This window comes from Streptomyces sp. NBC_01454 (assembly GCF_036227565.1).
GTDB lineage: Bacteria > Actinomycetota > Actinomycetes > Streptomycetales > Streptomycetaceae > Streptomyces.
In genome coordinates, this window is the sequence record NZ_CP109460.1 from 8,346,065 (window position 1) to 8,360,501 (window position 14,437).

10 protein-coding genes and 5 pseudogenes are annotated in these 14,437 nt (G+C 68.2%); 11 read left to right on the forward strand and 4 right to left on the reverse strand.

The window, feature by feature from the left end; genetic code table 11:
• Positions 1-86: 86 nt before the first annotated feature.
• From OIU81_RS36600 to OIU81_RS36620, 5 genes and pseudogenes are all read left to right on the forward strand, one after another.
• Positions 87-504, forward strand: a pseudogene (locus tag OIU81_RS36600) (oxidoreductase); the annotation flags it as partial.
• Positions 413-1,381: pseudogene (locus tag OIU81_RS36605) on the forward strand (telomere-associated protein Tap); the annotation flags it as partial. The pseudogenes OIU81_RS36600 and OIU81_RS36605, both read left to right, overlap by 92 nt.
• Before the next feature lie 9 nt (positions 1,382-1,390).
• Positions 1,391-1,934, forward strand: a pseudogene (gene tpg, locus OIU81_RS36610) (telomere-protecting terminal protein Tpg).
• 957 nt (positions 1,935-2,891) lie between these two features.
• Positions 2,892-3,596, forward strand: coding sequence for a hypothetical protein (locus tag OIU81_RS36615; RefSeq protein WP_329141759.1), 705 nt, complete (start codon positions 2,892-2,894; stop codon positions 3,594-3,596).
• Positions 3,563-3,937: a hypothetical protein gene (locus OIU81_RS36620; protein ID WP_329141757.1), complete on the forward strand. Its 375-nt coding sequence runs from the start codon at positions 3,563-3,565 to the stop codon at positions 3,935-3,937. Before OIU81_RS36615 ends, OIU81_RS36620 begins: the two co-directional genes overlap by 34 nt.
• 1,349 nt (positions 3,938-5,286) lie before the next feature.
• Here OIU81_RS36620 and OIU81_RS36625 read toward each other — a convergent pair.
• Positions 5,287-5,952: a hypothetical protein gene (locus OIU81_RS36625; RefSeq protein ID WP_329331830.1), complete on the reverse strand. Its 666-nt coding sequence runs from the start codon at positions 5,950-5,952 to the stop codon at positions 5,287-5,289.
• Positions 5,953-6,298: 346 nt separating this feature from the next.
• Between OIU81_RS36625 and OIU81_RS36630 the strand changes: the two genes are divergently transcribed.
• The 4 genes and pseudogenes from OIU81_RS36630 (at position 6,299) to OIU81_RS36645 (ending at position 8,060) form a co-directional block, all read left to right on the forward strand.
• Positions 6,299-6,490 (forward strand): hypothetical protein, encoded by a 192-nt coding sequence (locus OIU81_RS36630; RefSeq protein WP_329154758.1) that lies wholly within the window; start codon positions 6,299-6,301, stop codon positions 6,488-6,490.
• Positions 6,490-6,761, forward strand: a pseudogene (locus OIU81_RS36635) (hypothetical protein). Before OIU81_RS36630 ends, OIU81_RS36635 begins: the two are co-directional and overlap by 1 nt.
• A gap of 17 nt (positions 6,762-6,778) precedes the next feature.
• Positions 6,779-7,294 carry a hypothetical protein gene (locus OIU81_RS36640; RefSeq protein WP_329141756.1) on the forward strand — a complete coding sequence of 172 codons (516 nt, stop codon included), beginning with the start codon at positions 6,779-6,781 and terminating at the stop codon, positions 7,292-7,294.
• A gap of 388 nt (positions 7,295-7,682) precedes the next feature.
• A complete protein-coding gene (locus OIU81_RS36645; RefSeq protein ID WP_329141754.1) occupies positions 7,683-8,060 on the forward strand; it encodes a hypothetical protein in 378 nt (125 codons plus the stop codon).
• Positions 8,061-8,204: 144 nt separating this feature from the next.
• On the opposite strand, the gene OIU81_RS36650 is transcribed toward OIU81_RS36645, so the two are convergent.
• Positions 8,205-8,537: a hypothetical protein gene (locus OIU81_RS36650; protein WP_329141753.1), complete on the reverse strand. Its 333-nt coding sequence runs from the start codon at positions 8,535-8,537 to the stop codon at positions 8,205-8,207.
• 158 nt (positions 8,538-8,695) lie between these two features.
• Between OIU81_RS36650 and OIU81_RS36655 the strand changes: the two are divergent.
• Both OIU81_RS36655 and OIU81_RS36660 read left to right on the forward strand, forming a co-directional pair.
• A pseudogene (locus tag OIU81_RS36655) lies at positions 8,696-9,994 on the forward strand (NF041680 family putative transposase).
• 303 nt (positions 9,995-10,297) lie between these two features.
• Positions 10,298-10,516 carry a helix-turn-helix domain-containing protein gene (locus OIU81_RS36660; protein WP_329141751.1) on the forward strand — a complete coding sequence of 73 codons (219 nt, stop codon included), beginning with the start codon at positions 10,298-10,300 and terminating at the stop codon, positions 10,514-10,516.
• A gap of 348 nt (positions 10,517-10,864) precedes the next feature.
• On the opposite strand, the gene OIU81_RS36665 is transcribed toward OIU81_RS36660, so the two are convergent.
• Together OIU81_RS36665 and OIU81_RS36670 are read right to left on the reverse strand one after the other, a co-directional pair.
• Complete coding sequence (locus OIU81_RS36665) at positions 10,865-13,552, reverse strand: DEAD/DEAH box helicase (RefSeq protein WP_329141749.1); 2,688 nt, start codon at positions 13,550-13,552, stop codon at positions 10,865-10,867.
• Positions 13,553-13,742: 190 nt separating this feature from the next.
• Positions 13,743-14,162, reverse strand: a complete 420-nt coding sequence (locus OIU81_RS36670; protein WP_329330618.1) for a hypothetical protein — start codon at positions 14,160-14,162, stop codon at positions 13,743-13,745.
• Between the last annotated feature and the right edge of the window lie 275 nt (positions 14,163-14,437).

Below are 14,437 nucleotides of genomic sequence, written 5' to 3' on the forward strand. Positions count from 1 at the left end.
CGCTTGCCTCTGACGTTGATGTCAGGTTTTAGCGTAGCGCTGTGTCCGGGGTTCGGGCACGCGAGGTACGAACGGAAGAGCCCGACATGACGACATTGTTCAGCAGCTACCGACTCGGCGACCTGACCCTGTCCAACCGGATGGTGATGGTCCCGATGACCCGCGCCAGGGCCGCGGCCGGCGGCCTTGCCACACCGTCCATGGCGACGTACTACGCGCAGCGCGCAACCGCCGGACTCATCGTGTCCGAGGGCGTGCAGCCCAGCCTCGTCGGGCAGTCCAACCCGGGCACGCCCGGACTGCACACCCAGGAGCAGGTCGGCTCATGGCGTGCCGTGACCGACGCCGTGCACTCCAACGGCGGACGGATCTTCGCCCAGCTCATGCACGGCGGCCGGGTCTCGCACCCCGACACGACCGGCCACCAGCCCGTTGGCCCCTCACCGATCGCCGCAATGGGCGACGTCTTCACCCCGACCGGCCCGCAGCCCGCACCCCTGCGGTCGGCCTCGACGTCAACATGGCCTTCGCGGCCGCCGCCAACCGCCTCGTCGTCGGCACCGGCCCGGCGACCCATGTGAAGAACCCAGCGTTCGACCCGAAGCTGCCCGGCTCCTGGCTCGTCGACCTCTCCCACATCGAGACCGACCCCCGACTCCCCAGCCCGTTCACGCCGAAGGGCACCCGCCCGACCGGGCCGGCCTGGTACTCCACCTCGACCGTCGCCTACGCGGTCGAACTCGGCGCCCCCGTCCAGCCGTCCGAGGCATACGTCCGCTACGAGCACGGGGCCTACTTCGACGCCTGGTACACGCGCCTGCGCGACGCCTACATGGCCACCATGGCCGACCTCGGCGTCGAAGCCGGCATGAGCGAGGCCGACTTCCTCGCCGCGATGGCCCGGCACAAGAGCGTCGACCCGGGACAGGCGGCCGTCCTCTCCGCCATCAAGTCGACGGTCAAGGGCGGCATCGGCAAGCTGCGCGAGTGCCCCCAGAGCATCAAACACAAGTTCGGCGAGCCCTGGCCGGCCCTCGCCCGCGCCACCTGGAGCCCGCACGCCAGGGCCGAGCTGATCGGCAAGGTGCGCACCAACCAGCACCGCAAACTCATGGCATGGGCGCGTGCGGGCCTGTTCCCCGTCGCGATCCTGTCCGACTGCGCCGTCTACCTCTCCCACGGCCCCAGCCCTCTGGACTTCATGCCGCACACTCCCGACGGCAAGCCGCTGCCCGGAGGGTTCCGCCTCGGCGTCAGCCCCGGCATGGTCAAGCACGAAGGCACCCGCGACTTCCTCTGGCTCGCCCAGACCATCGAGGACGAGCAGATCAACCCGGCCCGCCACATCAAGGGCGACGACGCCCCTGACAACGGAGAGTAGGAGAACGACGTGGGCATCCTCGGCGACAGCCTGGAGAAGGCCGCGGCCGCCAACACCACCCGCCCGATCCCGAAATCAGCCGGCGCGCAAATGCGGTACCTGGTCAAGCAGCACAAGGGCTCAACCAAAGCCGTCGCGCAGCTCCTGGGCATCTCCCAGCGCACCGTTGAGCGGTACGTCAAAGACCAGATCAAACGGCCCCGCAAGGACCTCGCCGCCCGCATAGAGCGTGAGGTCCGCCGCCGCTGGCAGCCCAAGGTGCGCGAGAAGGCCCAGCGCCGCGCCGCACAGACCGGCGGGATCACCTTCGAGACCCGGGCCCGGTTCGGCTTCACCGCCGCACCCGGGACAACGGACGACGGCCGGATCCGGCTGATCACCCAGCACCGCCGCGTGGCTCTTCGACGCACAGGCCGCCGGCGCCACCGAGCAGCAGCTGCAGAACATCGCCGCCGAAGGCCTGCAGGAGATCTACTTCAAGGACCGCGGCCGCCGCGCCGACGGCCTCCTGGTCGAGTTCACCGACATCGACTACGTGGAACTCGACTTCTGACCGACGGCATGCGTAAGGGCCTGGAACCGACGTGTTGAACCGAGGCGCGATAGTTGTCACATGGGCAGGCTTGTTGTCACCAGGCCTGTACGCCGTGCATCGGCAGCTGCGATGAACGACAAGGGCGTAGTCCATTTACTCGAGCCTGATCAGCGCAGATCAGCGCGAACGGCGAGCGTGCTCCTTGGTGTGCTGCCTCACCTTGGGGTGTCCCAAGACGCGTACATCTCCGCCCTGTACTGGGCACACCCCGACGGCGGTTGGCTCTCCGTCCTGCTGATGAGCCGCCACGACCATGCAATGGCCGATGATCCAGCCTTCCGCGAGACGGTGGGAGTGCTTGGTGCGTCCGGGCTTCGGTGCAGCTTCGCGCGCATACTGAATCTCGCCGAAGAGTGTCATGAGACAGGCACCCCGCCAGAATGGATGGCCGTGAGCGAAACATCCCCCGCGGAGTGACAAGTAGCTTGCCTCGTCGGTGACAACTACGGCGCCTTGCTCGCGGGAATCCGCAGGGCGGCGCATCCCGGTAGTGACAACTACCGTGCCTCGGCACACGTGTGACTGAGCGCTTCAGTTGGCCGGTTGGCGTTCGATCTGGCCAGTTGAGCATCGGCGTTTTCCCTGGTCAGCGGGGCGCCGCCCTCCGGACTCCATTCCGCGGAGAGCGGCTTCGGGCATCGTCGCTGGTCAACGGCTTTGCTTAACGCGCCAACTGAAGCGCTCAGTCACATCAGGCGCCACCGTGAACCCATCGATTAACGGAGGCCTCTGACCTCCCGGGGCGGAGCTCACTGGGCGTCCGACTGTATTCGGTATCAGTAATTCCGGTATCCAATCCGCCCCCTACCTTCCGCCCGTCAAAAATGCGTTAAATTTCGGCGTGTCGGCCAAGAGGCTTGAGTTTGAGTCACGATCTGAAAAATCGTTCGACGGGGGTCCATCATGCTGCTACAAATGATCAAGCACTATCCGCACGAGAAACGGGGAAAAGTGAAAGGCAAGTTAGCCAACGGGGGACTGTCGCGTCTTAACGCTTCCCGTACCGTCAAGATAGCCATCGCCACCGCCATCGCCACCGCCATCGCCACGTCGGGAATGATGATCCCGGCAGCCAGCTCCGCGAGTGCCCAGAGCAACAAGGCCACAAGCGTCGAAAGTGGCGCCACCAGCTCCGCCACGGCAGCCGAGCACAACAGCCTTCAGGACGGCAGTGGAAGCTTCACCGCCGAGGTCGCCAAAATCGCCCCCAAGACTGGTGCAACGCTCAAGGCAAAGACCGTTCTGTGCGAGTGGAACGCTGACTGGAAGTGGGGAGCAGGGACTGTCTCCCAAGTCACGGGCAGCACCAGGTTCTACTGCGCGGCCGTAGGTCCCGATGGCCCGCAGTTCACCGGGGAATCCCGCGCACGTCTCATGGACGACCACAACAAGGTGATCGCCAACGGGGAGCGCACCGTCATCCAGCCGCTCGACCCGACGCCCACCATCTCGGAGGTGACGGCGAAGGTGAAGCGCCCCAGAACCCTGCACGTACAGCACGACATGTGGGCCAACTTCCTCACGCCAGGCTGGGTGTGGCAATCGCACCCGAAGGGCTGCGGCGGCGCCGGCACGACGGCGATCAAGTGCACCATCGACTACAAGAACTTCAAGATCTGACGAAGGATCAACTAAGAAGCCGGATCCAGGATATCCTGGATCCGGCTTCCGGCATTCAAAACCGAAGATGCGGGGAAAATATGTGGTCAGGGAAACACGACAGCTACTTCGAGGCAACAGGAAGAGCGATCGATGAACAGTTACAGCGAAGCCGTGCCAGGAAACGCGCCAAGGCCGCCAAGTACAGCAGAGAGCAGATAGAGCAGAGTCACAAGATATCCCATGACTCCGAGGCTGCCGAACTGGAAAGACTTGCGGTTCTCGGGCAAATCCCAATGGCCGAATATAAGGCCCGCATGGCCGCCCTCAACGAAAAGGCCGAAGAGGAAACCAGCCAGTAGCGTGGACACTGGCGACAGGCGTCTCCTGGAGCTCCATCATCCTCCGCCGCCCTCCAAACCAGCCCCTCGCCAGGCGTTGCCAGGCCCTGTGACGAGAGGGGTGGCGGCGAGAACGTGCGGGAGATCCATTTCAAGGACTGTGGCCGCCCGCCATCGGTCTGCTGGCGGAGTTCACCGACATCGCGTACGCAGAACTCGACTTCTGAAACGGTGGTGTGCTGAGGGCCTGGAGCTCACTTTGTGACTGAGTGCTTCAGTTGGCCGGTTAGCGTTCGATCTGCCCAGTTGAGCATCGGCGTTTTCCCTGGTCAGCGGGGCGCCGCCCTCCGGACTCCATTCCGCGGAGAGCGGCTTCGGGCACCGTCGCTGGTCAACGGCTTTGCTCAACTCGCCAACTGAAGCGCTCAGTCACACCGACTTGTGACTGAGCGGTTCGCTTGGCGGATGCGCGCTTGAGTTGGCGGGAAGGTGCCAAACGTGAGGCGCGATCACCTGCCGGTGTGAGCCGCTACCAGGTCAGGCGGAGGTCAGCGGCGGACCCGGGTTCCGCCCCCGCTGGTCAGGTAAGTCGTCTCCGTCTGCCCGTGATGCCGCTGACCAGACTGCTGGCGGCGGTGCCAGGTATTGAAGCTGGTGGTTGTTGGCGGAAGGGGTCGGGTCACCGCACCTCTTCGGGTGGTTTGAGGCGCGGATGGCGGACTGGTCCCCGGCACGGCGAAAGAGTGTGGTCGTCCGGGTACGCGGCGCATGTTCCATGGATGCGAGCGATTCACGTGAGTGGGCATGTGCGCCGTGCTGCGCCAGTACCTACCGCGCAGCAGCCGCAAGCAAGCACCTGATCATCCCCCGCCGTACCCGTGAGATCCTCGACTACTTCCACGAAGGTCGAGAACAAGCCCGTCGCGCCGCCAACGCCCGCCTTACCTGTAAAAGGTCAGCCCGACAGCGACGAAGTTCGCTCCGTCCATAGGGCGCTCAAATCGCGCTCCGCAGGGCCGGTGGCCTACGACGCCGGCAGTGTGGAGATCACTGACCCGCGTTCGTACGCAGGCCAGAGCACGTGCAGTCACCTTCGAGGGCCTGGAGATCGCAACCCGCGCCAAGTCCGGACTCACTGCTGCCGGCAACACCTTCGCCCTCGGCCGCAGGCGCTAGTTCACCGTCTGCACCTCTCCGCGGCAGCGGCCCGAACCCTCATACCAGACCGACGGAGCGACGGATCACGGGCTGGCATCCACGCGCTTCAGCGGCTCTAACGGGGCCTAATTCCCAGTGAGGTGCTCGCGTGATTTCCCATTCGGCGCCGCAGGATCTCGTACCGGGTGTAGAAATGGGCGGGCCCCTCATCGTCATTCCACGGGCGCTGCCCTCCAATTCCGACATGAAATGCGAGGCCGCCTGGTGAGCATCTCGCCCCGCCGACTTCCCCGATCTGCCCCCACGCCACAAGCCGGCCGGCCGCCGGTCGACCCGGCGGCGGTCGGTCGCCGCTCGGTGCGCCGCCGCGCCGCCGCGCCACCGGGATGACGCACGCGGAGGCGGCGGCCTGGCTGGAGGACGCCTACTTCTTCGCCCGGCAGGACTCCCGCCACGAGGATCTGGCTCAGGACAAGCGCGGCCCGGCCGAACTCGCCGAGTGGGAGCGCATCGTCCGGCTGCTCTCCAAGACCGGCGGCATCTACGACCCGGCCGCCGACGCTGCGGTCCAGGACGAGCGCGCCGCCGACGTCGCAGCCGCCGCACGCCACGAAGCCGCCGCACGGGAAGCGCAGCGCGTGACCACCCGCGCCGATGAGCTCCAGGCGCTGCGCGATCGGGGCACGCTGGAGCAGACCGAGCCCCGAGAGGGCGACGAAGCCGTCCGGGACGAACTCACCCGCCGCGGGGGCGGGTACGCCCCAGGCCGACGTCGACGGATGGCTCGCGCAGCCCTCGCCGCGCACCTCGGGCACTACCGCGACCCTGGCGCGCAAGAAGCCGCCGCCGGCCTCTTGCCGCCGCCGCTGCTCGCCCACGCCGCACTGCCCGCCGAACTCGCCCACCTCGCCCCGGGCGCCGACATCGGCCAGCTGGCGTTCGCAGCCCGGGTCGCCACCACTGAACCTGAGGCCGCCGGCGACCTCGCCGCGTTCCTCGCCCGCGCCCGGTCCCGGCAGACCTCACTCTCAGCACTCCGAAACGGCGGCACGGCAGCTGGCCCGGTGGCATGTAACCCCGGCCGGCCCGCCCCCAGGACCGGTTCATCCGGAGTGGCCCCCGGGCCCCGCACGCCGATACCGTGGACACAGACGCCAGTTCCGCGCCCCTGGAGGCCCGAGGAGCGACCAACCGGCCCCCGCCGACACCGCCGCCCGGCAGCAGCTGCACCCCGCGGCCGCCGAAGCGGTCCGCGCGTACGCCGCCCGCACCCGGGCCAACGCCGACCAGCTCGCCGGCGTCTTGGAAGACATCGCCACCAACGGCCTGCCCGACCCCGAGCAGTGCACGCCGTGGGAGGAGCTGCGCGAGGCCCACCTCACCCGCCTCGCTGACCAGCGCCCAGCCGTCGCCTGATGGCCCCGCAGCAAAGCCCGCGCCGCGCCAGGATCGCCTTCTCCGACTCCGCCGCCAAACAGCTGGAGAACATCACCAGCGAGGCGGACATCCACGCCCTGGACCGCGCCCTGGTCGTCATCTCCGTCGCCCCGGACGTCGGCGAGCCGATCCCCGGCGACACCGCCGGCCCCCAGCTGCGCCAGTACACCGACGAAGTCGAAGCCGTCCGCGTCCTGTACTTCGCCACCGCGCTGCGCACCGTGGTGTCGTCGCGTACATCGAGGTCTAGCCGCTCAAGGAGCCCGCGTGCCGACCACCCTCACCCAGCTCAGCGCCGACCGGCAGCTCACCGCCCTGCGCCGCCCGCTCCCCTGCGAGGGCACAGCGACCGTGCTCCGACAGGGCCCAGCCACGGAGCCCGGCGGGGCGCCGGCCTGGCTGCTGTTCCTGTGCTCCGAGCACTCCGAGAACCTGCCGGACTGGCCCGGGACCGTGGCCGACACCGCGGACCGACTGACGCTGTCGTGCGGGGCCGCGCTGGACTACCGGACCACCGAGCAGGTCCTCCAGCCACACGCCGACCTGTGGCTGACGCCGATGACCGGCGTGGACCCGGCAACGTACGACGACGGCTGGCACGAGATCCTGCATCGGGCCCACCGCGTCCTCGCCGAACGACCGGCGGAGGCCGGTGGCAAGGGCGAGACGCTCCACAGCCTCACGATGATGCTGGGCATCGCAGCCGAGTATGCGGAGGGCGACGACCTCTACCAGGCGACCGTGCCGCTCGGGTACTGCGAGACGCTCTCCCGGAACCTGTAGCCGCTGCTGCTCGTGCCTTCGCACGACCCAGGCGGCACACGGCTGCTCTTCGTGCAGCAAGCCAGCATCGCCGGGCAGCGGATTGCCGCGCCAGCCGGATCGGCTAAGTGCGTGTCTTCAATCCTCAAGAGCGCAGCTCAACGATCTGCGGCGGAGATGGCCAGAGATTGCCACCTTTCCTCCAACGGTCACCGTGACCGATCTGCGAACGGATTCCCAGGAACGTGGTGCTCCTGTCACAGGGGGAGAAGGCTTGCATATGGCGAAAAATGGGCCTGTGCAACAACCAGCCGCCCCACAAACCTTGTTACGTGGCTAGCTGGCGCCGGAGGACTTCGACGGTTCCGGTCGACCATTTACTACATGCGCAGACACGAAGGGAACTCGCATGGTCAACCCCACCCGCTGGCAGTCTCTACGCCGGCTTCTCGTGGCTGCTGGAGCCCTCACCGCCGTAGCACTGTCCACGGCCCCATCGAGCGCTGCGCAGCCTCAGTCCCCGCCAGCTGACTGCCCCAAGGGATACTTCTGCGGCTACAAGCAGAGCAATTTCCAACAGCTCGGATTCCGCTTCAAGGACTGCTACAAGCAGGAAATTCCCGACGGCATGGGTAGTGGAGGTTCCTGGTACAACAACCAGACAGCGGGCACGGAGACGGGGTTCTACGACAAGTATGGGATCTACCTCTCCGCGGCCCCCGGCGCCCCCTCCTCGGACGCCTACGGACACTGGGGCCCCGTCTGGTACGTCTGGAACTGGTGCTGAGTGCCTCGGGGATCGGTCACAGCGACCGATCCCCGAACGCTCGTGCAAAGCTCCTATTTCGAACCAACGGCCTTTTGGCCTCCGGGTTCGGGGTTCAGAAACAGGCACTAAGCTTGTTCTTTATGGTCGGCGACTTCGTTGAGGTCAGCAGTGCACGCGGGCGGTGTCACCGTCGATACGGACGATGCACTCTTTGAAGAGCGCCATGCGCTGACCTTCGTCTTCGGGAACCAGCGTTAGTCCGAGGTCCATGATGGGCTTGATGGCCTGTGCTGTTCGAGAGCCGTCGGGGTCCGGGCCGTGCAGAGCCGCCCAGCTCTCGAACAGCACACGGACCCCTTCCCACCCGGGCCCCGGGATGAAGTGGCAGAGGAACGTTGGCTGATCAATTGCGTACTGCCGTAGCTCGCCGATCCGGGTGTCGCCCTGTGTGAGCCACCACCTCCCGTTCACTACCGCTCCCTTCGGCTCTGCCACGACTTCAAGCGGGTTGCCTGGGCTCCCGAGCTCCGTAGTGTCGAATTGTCCGTCGAACTGGCTCCCTCACGCGGAATTTCATCAGACGCGTGGGCGGCCTCCGTCCGATTCTGTGCTCCGACCAAGGAATGCACCGAACCAGAACGAAGGCCGTGGGGATGAGCCTGCCGCACCTCGATGTCCCGGGGGAAGCGTTCGCCGAAGCGTCACGCTTCCGGGACGACTTCTTCGACTGCCTGACCGCCCGCAGGGACGAGCTGTTCGAGCTGGCCGACGCGCCGCTGTGCGCGGACGGTCCGGTGACCTCGCCGGTGGACCTGACGCTGGTGGCTGAGCACCGGCGTGGGCACGGTGCGATGTACGGGGCGTTGAACCACAGGAACGTGGACGTGCCCCGGCTGCGGCAGGTGCTGGCCGGTCTGCCGATGCCGCGGGCCGCCGACGGGCGCCTGGTTCTGGCGGTCGACGTCAGCAACTGGCTCCGTCCCGACGCGCCGACCAGCGCGGAGCGTCTGTTCTGCCACGTCTACGGCCGCAGCGGACGGTCTTCGGATCAGTTCGTGCCCGGCTGGCCGTACTCGTTCGTCGCCGCCCTCGAATCGGGCCGGACGTCCTGGTGCCAGCTGCTGGATGCCGTCCGTCTCGGGCCTGAGGACGACGTCGCCGAGGTCACGGCCACCCAACTCCGCCGTGTGGTCACGGACCTGATCGAGATGGGTCGCTGGCACTTCGGTGACCGCGACATCCCCATCGTCTTCGACGCTGGCTACGACGCCCGCGCATGGCCCACCTCCTCGACGGCCTCCCGATCGAGGTGCTGGGACGGATGCGCTCCGACCGCGTCATGCGACGGCCGACTCCATCGCTCAAGGAGTACGCCCTGTCCTATCCCCAGGGCGGGCGACCGCCGAAGCACGGCAAGGAGTTCCGCTTCGCCAAGCCGGAGACCTGGGGCGAGCCGGACGTGGCAACCGTGCAGGTCACCGACCGGTACGGCGCCGCCCGCGCGATGGCCTGGGACCGCATCCACCCCCGTCTGACCACCCGCTCCGCCAGGATCGACCACGTCGGCGAACTCCCCATCATCGAGGGTACGCTGATCCGCCTCCAGGTCGACCGCCTGCCCGGCGGAGGCGACCCGCTTCCGCTCTGGCTGTGGTCGTCCGCCACCGGCCTGAACAGCGAGGACGTCGACGTGCGCTGGCAGGCGTTCCTGAGGAGGTTTGACATCGAGCACCTCTTCAGGCTGATGAAACAGACCCTCGGGTGGACCCGTCCGAAGCTGTGAATCCCCGAGGCCGGCGAGCGCTGGACCTGGCTGATCATCGCCGCCCACACCCAGATCCGCCTTCTGCGCGAGGCCGCCGCCGAACCAGCGGGCCGCCACCCGCTACGACGTGGGCAAAACCGTGAAACGACCCGAGAGCCTCATCGAACGAAGCCGGCTCAGACCATAAAGAACAAGCTAAGCGCTCGCTGCGATCTCTCGGCTTGGTGTCGGTGGTGGTGAGAGTCGGTGGGGCTGGTCCCGGGGTGGAGGGATTCGGTGCTGATCAGTGGGGTCTTCAGGGTGGGGCTGGCGCTGTCACAAGGTGAGAGATTTCGCGTGGGTATTGCTGTCGTGGGGCTTTATCGCATGCTGGGTGATGCTGTCTCAGGTTCACGAGTTCTTACGCGGTGAGGTGGGCAGGCCGGTGTGATCGGGTGGTGAATCAAGAGGTAAGGGCCGGCCGGGGGCTGGGTTGCCCAGGGCGTTGGTGGTGCCTCGTCTGCTGGAGCGGCAGCAGGCGGGGGAGTTGTCGACGCGGCATGTGCGTGCGGTCGCTGAGACGGTGGGTGTTTCGGAGCGTACGGTCTGGCGCTGGCTGGAGCAGGCGAAGGCGACCGGGCGGGCAGAGGCCCCGGTCCGGCAGGGATGCGCGGTGTCGGACGAGGTGTGGGAGCTGCTGGGTGAGGCGGGGGCAATGTCTCGAAGCTGAGGCGTCGGCTGGTGGCTGCCGGCGGTGAGGTGCCAGTTCCGTCGATGTCGACGTTGTGCTGGATGATCCGCAGGGACCGTCGGGCGGGGCGGACTTTGCTGCACGCTGGCCACCCTCCGGGTGGAACCCTGGTGCGCAGTCAGCAGAAACCGTAGGCGGGCCCCGGTGCTGGAGGGAATGGGCCGGGTACGCAACGCACGCTCCAACCCCTGCGCGATCTCTCCCAAGTCTGGCCTCCAAGCAGCTAGCCGCCAGGGCCAGCTTCCTGGGGCCCAGCGTCTCGTCCGGCGTCGGCTACGTGAGCCCGCATGAGCGCCGCCGAGGGAGCCCGCGTCGCGACGGCGCGTGTCACGCCCAGGCCACGCCCAGCTCCCGCAGCGCGTGCAACTGCTCGGGGGTGAGTTTGCCCCGCCTGGATCTGGTGTTGGAGACCCATACGCCCAGCTTCACGACCGCCGGCTCCGCCTCACTGCCGCCCTCGCCGTCAATGGTGATCTCTTCGCTGTGGCCGCGGGGCACTGGCCGATCGCCTTCCCGCTCCACCCACTGTGCGAGGGCTGCCAGGCCCCGCTGGAACGCCTGCTGGGCTTTACTGGGGCCCGTGGGCGCGCGCTTCGTTGCCGGAGCGGGAGAGGGCACCTCAGCAGGCTGTACACCCAACCTGGACAGCCGCCGCTGCTGCTGCTCGGTGGACAGCTGCGCCCAGGTGGCCGGATCCTTCTGCCGCTGGAGCCACTTGCCGAGGTCGTCGCCGTCGAAGAGCACTCCGGGCGGGATGTCCGGCAGGTGGCCGTCGGCGTCGACCAGGTCCGCCAGGATGCGGTGGTGGCGTTGCCAGTCCAGCGGCCAGGGGCAGTTCCAGTCCTCATCGATCGCGACCAGCTGCTCCGCGCGCACGGCGGCCCGCTCCGCGTCCTTGCCGAGACCGCCTTTGCGGCGGAGGTTGGCCATCAGCTGCCCGATAGGCACCATCGCCTCGCCCTCGCCCCAGACCGCATCCTGCCGCGGGGCGAGATGCCCGGTGGCCCGCCGGTACGAGCGGAGCGCGGCGAGCTTGGCCTCCCACGCTTCCTCGCCCGGCTCCCAGACCATCCCGGCCTCCGGCGCGTCCAGGAGGACCTTGCGCCGGTCCTCCAGCTCCCCGGCCCGCAGGGCTTTGCGCTGCTGGTGCACCCACCGCCCGAGTGGGAAATTCTTCGTGACGCCGACCTCGGTCTCCGTGTCGTACGGGACGGCGTGCAGGCCGGTGATCTCGTTCTCCGCCCGCCACCGCAGCAGGGCCTGGTAGCCCTCCAGCCACACCAGCGATTCCGGCCGGTAGACGCGGGTGCGCAGGAACGCGGCGACCGTGGCCGCGTCGCGGGGGGAGGAGAAGTGCAGCAGCGCCGACTCGACGGCGGCCTGCGTGTCGTCCTGCTCCTGGTCCTTGCCGTCGCCTTCTCCGCCGCCGCCGGCGCCGACGATTCGGCCGTTCTCATCGCGCTGGACGTGCACCTTGCGCTCGTGCCGGCTGCGGGTGAGGGCGCGGGAGGCGAGCTGTTCCACCAGGCGCTCATCGTGCGAGCGCAGGCCCTGGAGGACGGCGACGAGGGGGCGGAACGAGGCGGAGGCGACCATGTCCGTGGGGTCTTCCTCGGGCTCCAGGAAGACGGGCACGATGATGCGGGCGATCTTCGTGGTGCCATCACGGTTGAGCCGGAGCGCCCGGCCGATGTTTTGCACGATCTCCACCTGCGAGCCGCGGGTGTCGGCGAAACACACGGCCTCCACGCCCACCTCGCCGGTGATGTCGACGCCTTCCCCGAGCACGCGCACAGAGGCGAGGAAAGCGCGGTTGACCCGGTGGCCGGCCGCGTCCAGGCTGTTCGCGAACTGCCCCAGGACCTCGCGCCGTTCGCTGACGAGGTGGTCGCCGCACAGCCACGCCGACCACACCCGGTGCGGCCGCACGTGGCGGCCGGCCTCCAGCTCGTACAGCCGGGCGTCGATCGACGACTCCGGCATCCCCTCCGCTGCCGCCAGGGCCTCGTCCGGAGCCTCCGTGGCGTACAGCTCCGCCGCCGTCTCCGGCAGCTTCTCCGCGAACGCCTGCGCTTCCTCGACCCGCTGGTGGAACGTCATGACGGTGCGAAGGTTCCACCTTGCGGAGTGCTCCAGCAGTGCCGTCTGCAACAGCGCCAGGCGCCGGCCGCGCAGCGCCTCCTCCGACAGCCCGAGAACCGGTGAGGGGTCGCGGATCTCCAGAACATCGATCTCGAAGCCGGCGAGAATTTCGCGCTCGATCGCCTCCGAGAGCCCGAGTTCGGCCAGCCACTCGCCGTACGTCCCGTCCGGGTCGCTGGCCATGCTCGCGATCTCCACCTCCTGGCCGCCGCCCTTCTGCGGCTGGGCCGCGCCCAGGATGCGCGGGGTGGCGGTGAGGTAGAGCCGGAAGTCCGCGGGGATGCGGGCGTTGTCGTGAATCGCCGCCCACGGACGACCGAGATCACCGGCGGTTCCGTGAGCCTCATCCACGATCGCGAGGTCGAAGCCCGCCATCTGCTGGCCGTACAGCCGCTCCCCGCCCGCCAGAGCGGCCTCCAGCGGCCCGCGCACCTTGCGCTGGCCCTCGGGTGCCTCGACGTCCTCCCGGTCCACCAGAGAGGCGTACGTGGCGAACACGACCACCGGCCCCGCCCCCGCCCACACGGCGAGCTGAATCGGATTGGTGGTCGTGCGCACCCCCAGCCGCTCCAGAACCTCGTCCTTCTCCAACGAGCACACCGCGACCATGGGGGAGCGGTGACCCACCAGGCGCCACGCCTCGACGGTCTGCACCAGCAGATCCAGGGTCGGCACCATGACCAGAATCCGCCCGCCCGGGAAGCACTCCAGCGCGGACACGGCGGCGGTGAACGTCTTCCCCGATCCGGTCGCGGACACGAGGGTTCCCCGGCGCCCCTGAGCGGGCACCGAAGAACGTGCAGAAAATCCCGCCCACTTCCGGAAACTCGCTTTCTGCTCCACCTGATGGGGCCGAAGGTTAATGCCCGTCATTGAAGAACCTCCGCTAACTCGGTTTCCAAGGGAATATGAGAACTCATCGGGACGGGGCGAACGGCGGAACGGAAACGGTGCCGTCCTCGCTCACGGCCATCCGCTCCGCCAACTGCGCCAACACCTCGTCAGGCCGCAGGCCGGCCCGCGCGGCCGCCGCCCGGATCAGCCGGCCGGGACCGGCCGACAGTCAGACCTGCGTGCGCAGTTCATCCGCCGCATCCCGCCGCTGCGCCTCGAACGCGGCCCGCGCCTCCAGGGCCGCCGCACGCCGTTCCTCATGCTCCCGGGCCCACGCCGCACCCTTCACGTCCCCCTCCGGGGCGTAGACCTCCCAGCCGGCCTGCGCCACGACGTCCCTGACACGCCGCCACTCCGCAGCTTTGGCCGCCCAGATCTCGGCCAGGCGCTCCACGTCCTCGAACGCGGCGGACACGCCCAGCCGGGCATCCTGCGCCGTCTCCTGCCGACGGCGGTCAGCCTCCGTGACTTTCTCGTCAATGGCCGCGATATCCAGCCCGTTCGCCTGGCGCCTGACCTGGTCCCGCGCCACATCCTCAGCACTCCACACGCGAATTTCCTCCCTGCCGCTCCAGCGGCCACAGACCATGGGTAGGGTGTGCCCTACTTCCGCCAACGCTACATGGTGCATCAGTTGATGCGCAGGACTTTGCCACGAACGAGCGACACCCCACCTCGTAGCCAGCTTGGCCCGCGGCAGCGGGCCCGAGGGCCTGGAGGCGAAGCCGGAGGGCCCGTTGGCGGGGGAGCGGAGCGGACCCGCCGACCGGGGATGGAGCGCAGCGGAATCCCCGGTAAAGGGGCGCAGCCCTGTCCGCTGCGGGAGCGGAGCGGACACAGCGTCAACCCGGCGGCGAAGCCGCC

What these genes read in the sequence shown, in the direction of transcription:
- OIU81_RS36665 (WP_329141749.1), bottom strand. Translation starts at nt 13,552, where the DNA reads ATGACGGGCATTAACCTTCGGCCCCATCAGGTGGAGCAGAAAGCGAGT.
- OIU81_RS36615 (WP_329141759.1), top strand. Translation starts at nt 2,892, where the DNA reads ATGATCAAGCACTATCCGCACGAGAAACGGGGAAAAGTGAAAGGCAAG.
- OIU81_RS36670 (WP_329330618.1), bottom strand. Translation starts at nt 14,162, where the DNA reads ATGGTCTGTGGCCGCTGGAGCGGCAGGGAGGAAATTCGCGTGTGGAGT.
- OIU81_RS36645 (WP_329141754.1), top strand. Translation starts at nt 7,683, where the DNA reads ATGGTCAACCCCACCCGCTGGCAGTCTCTACGCCGGCTTCTCGTGGCT.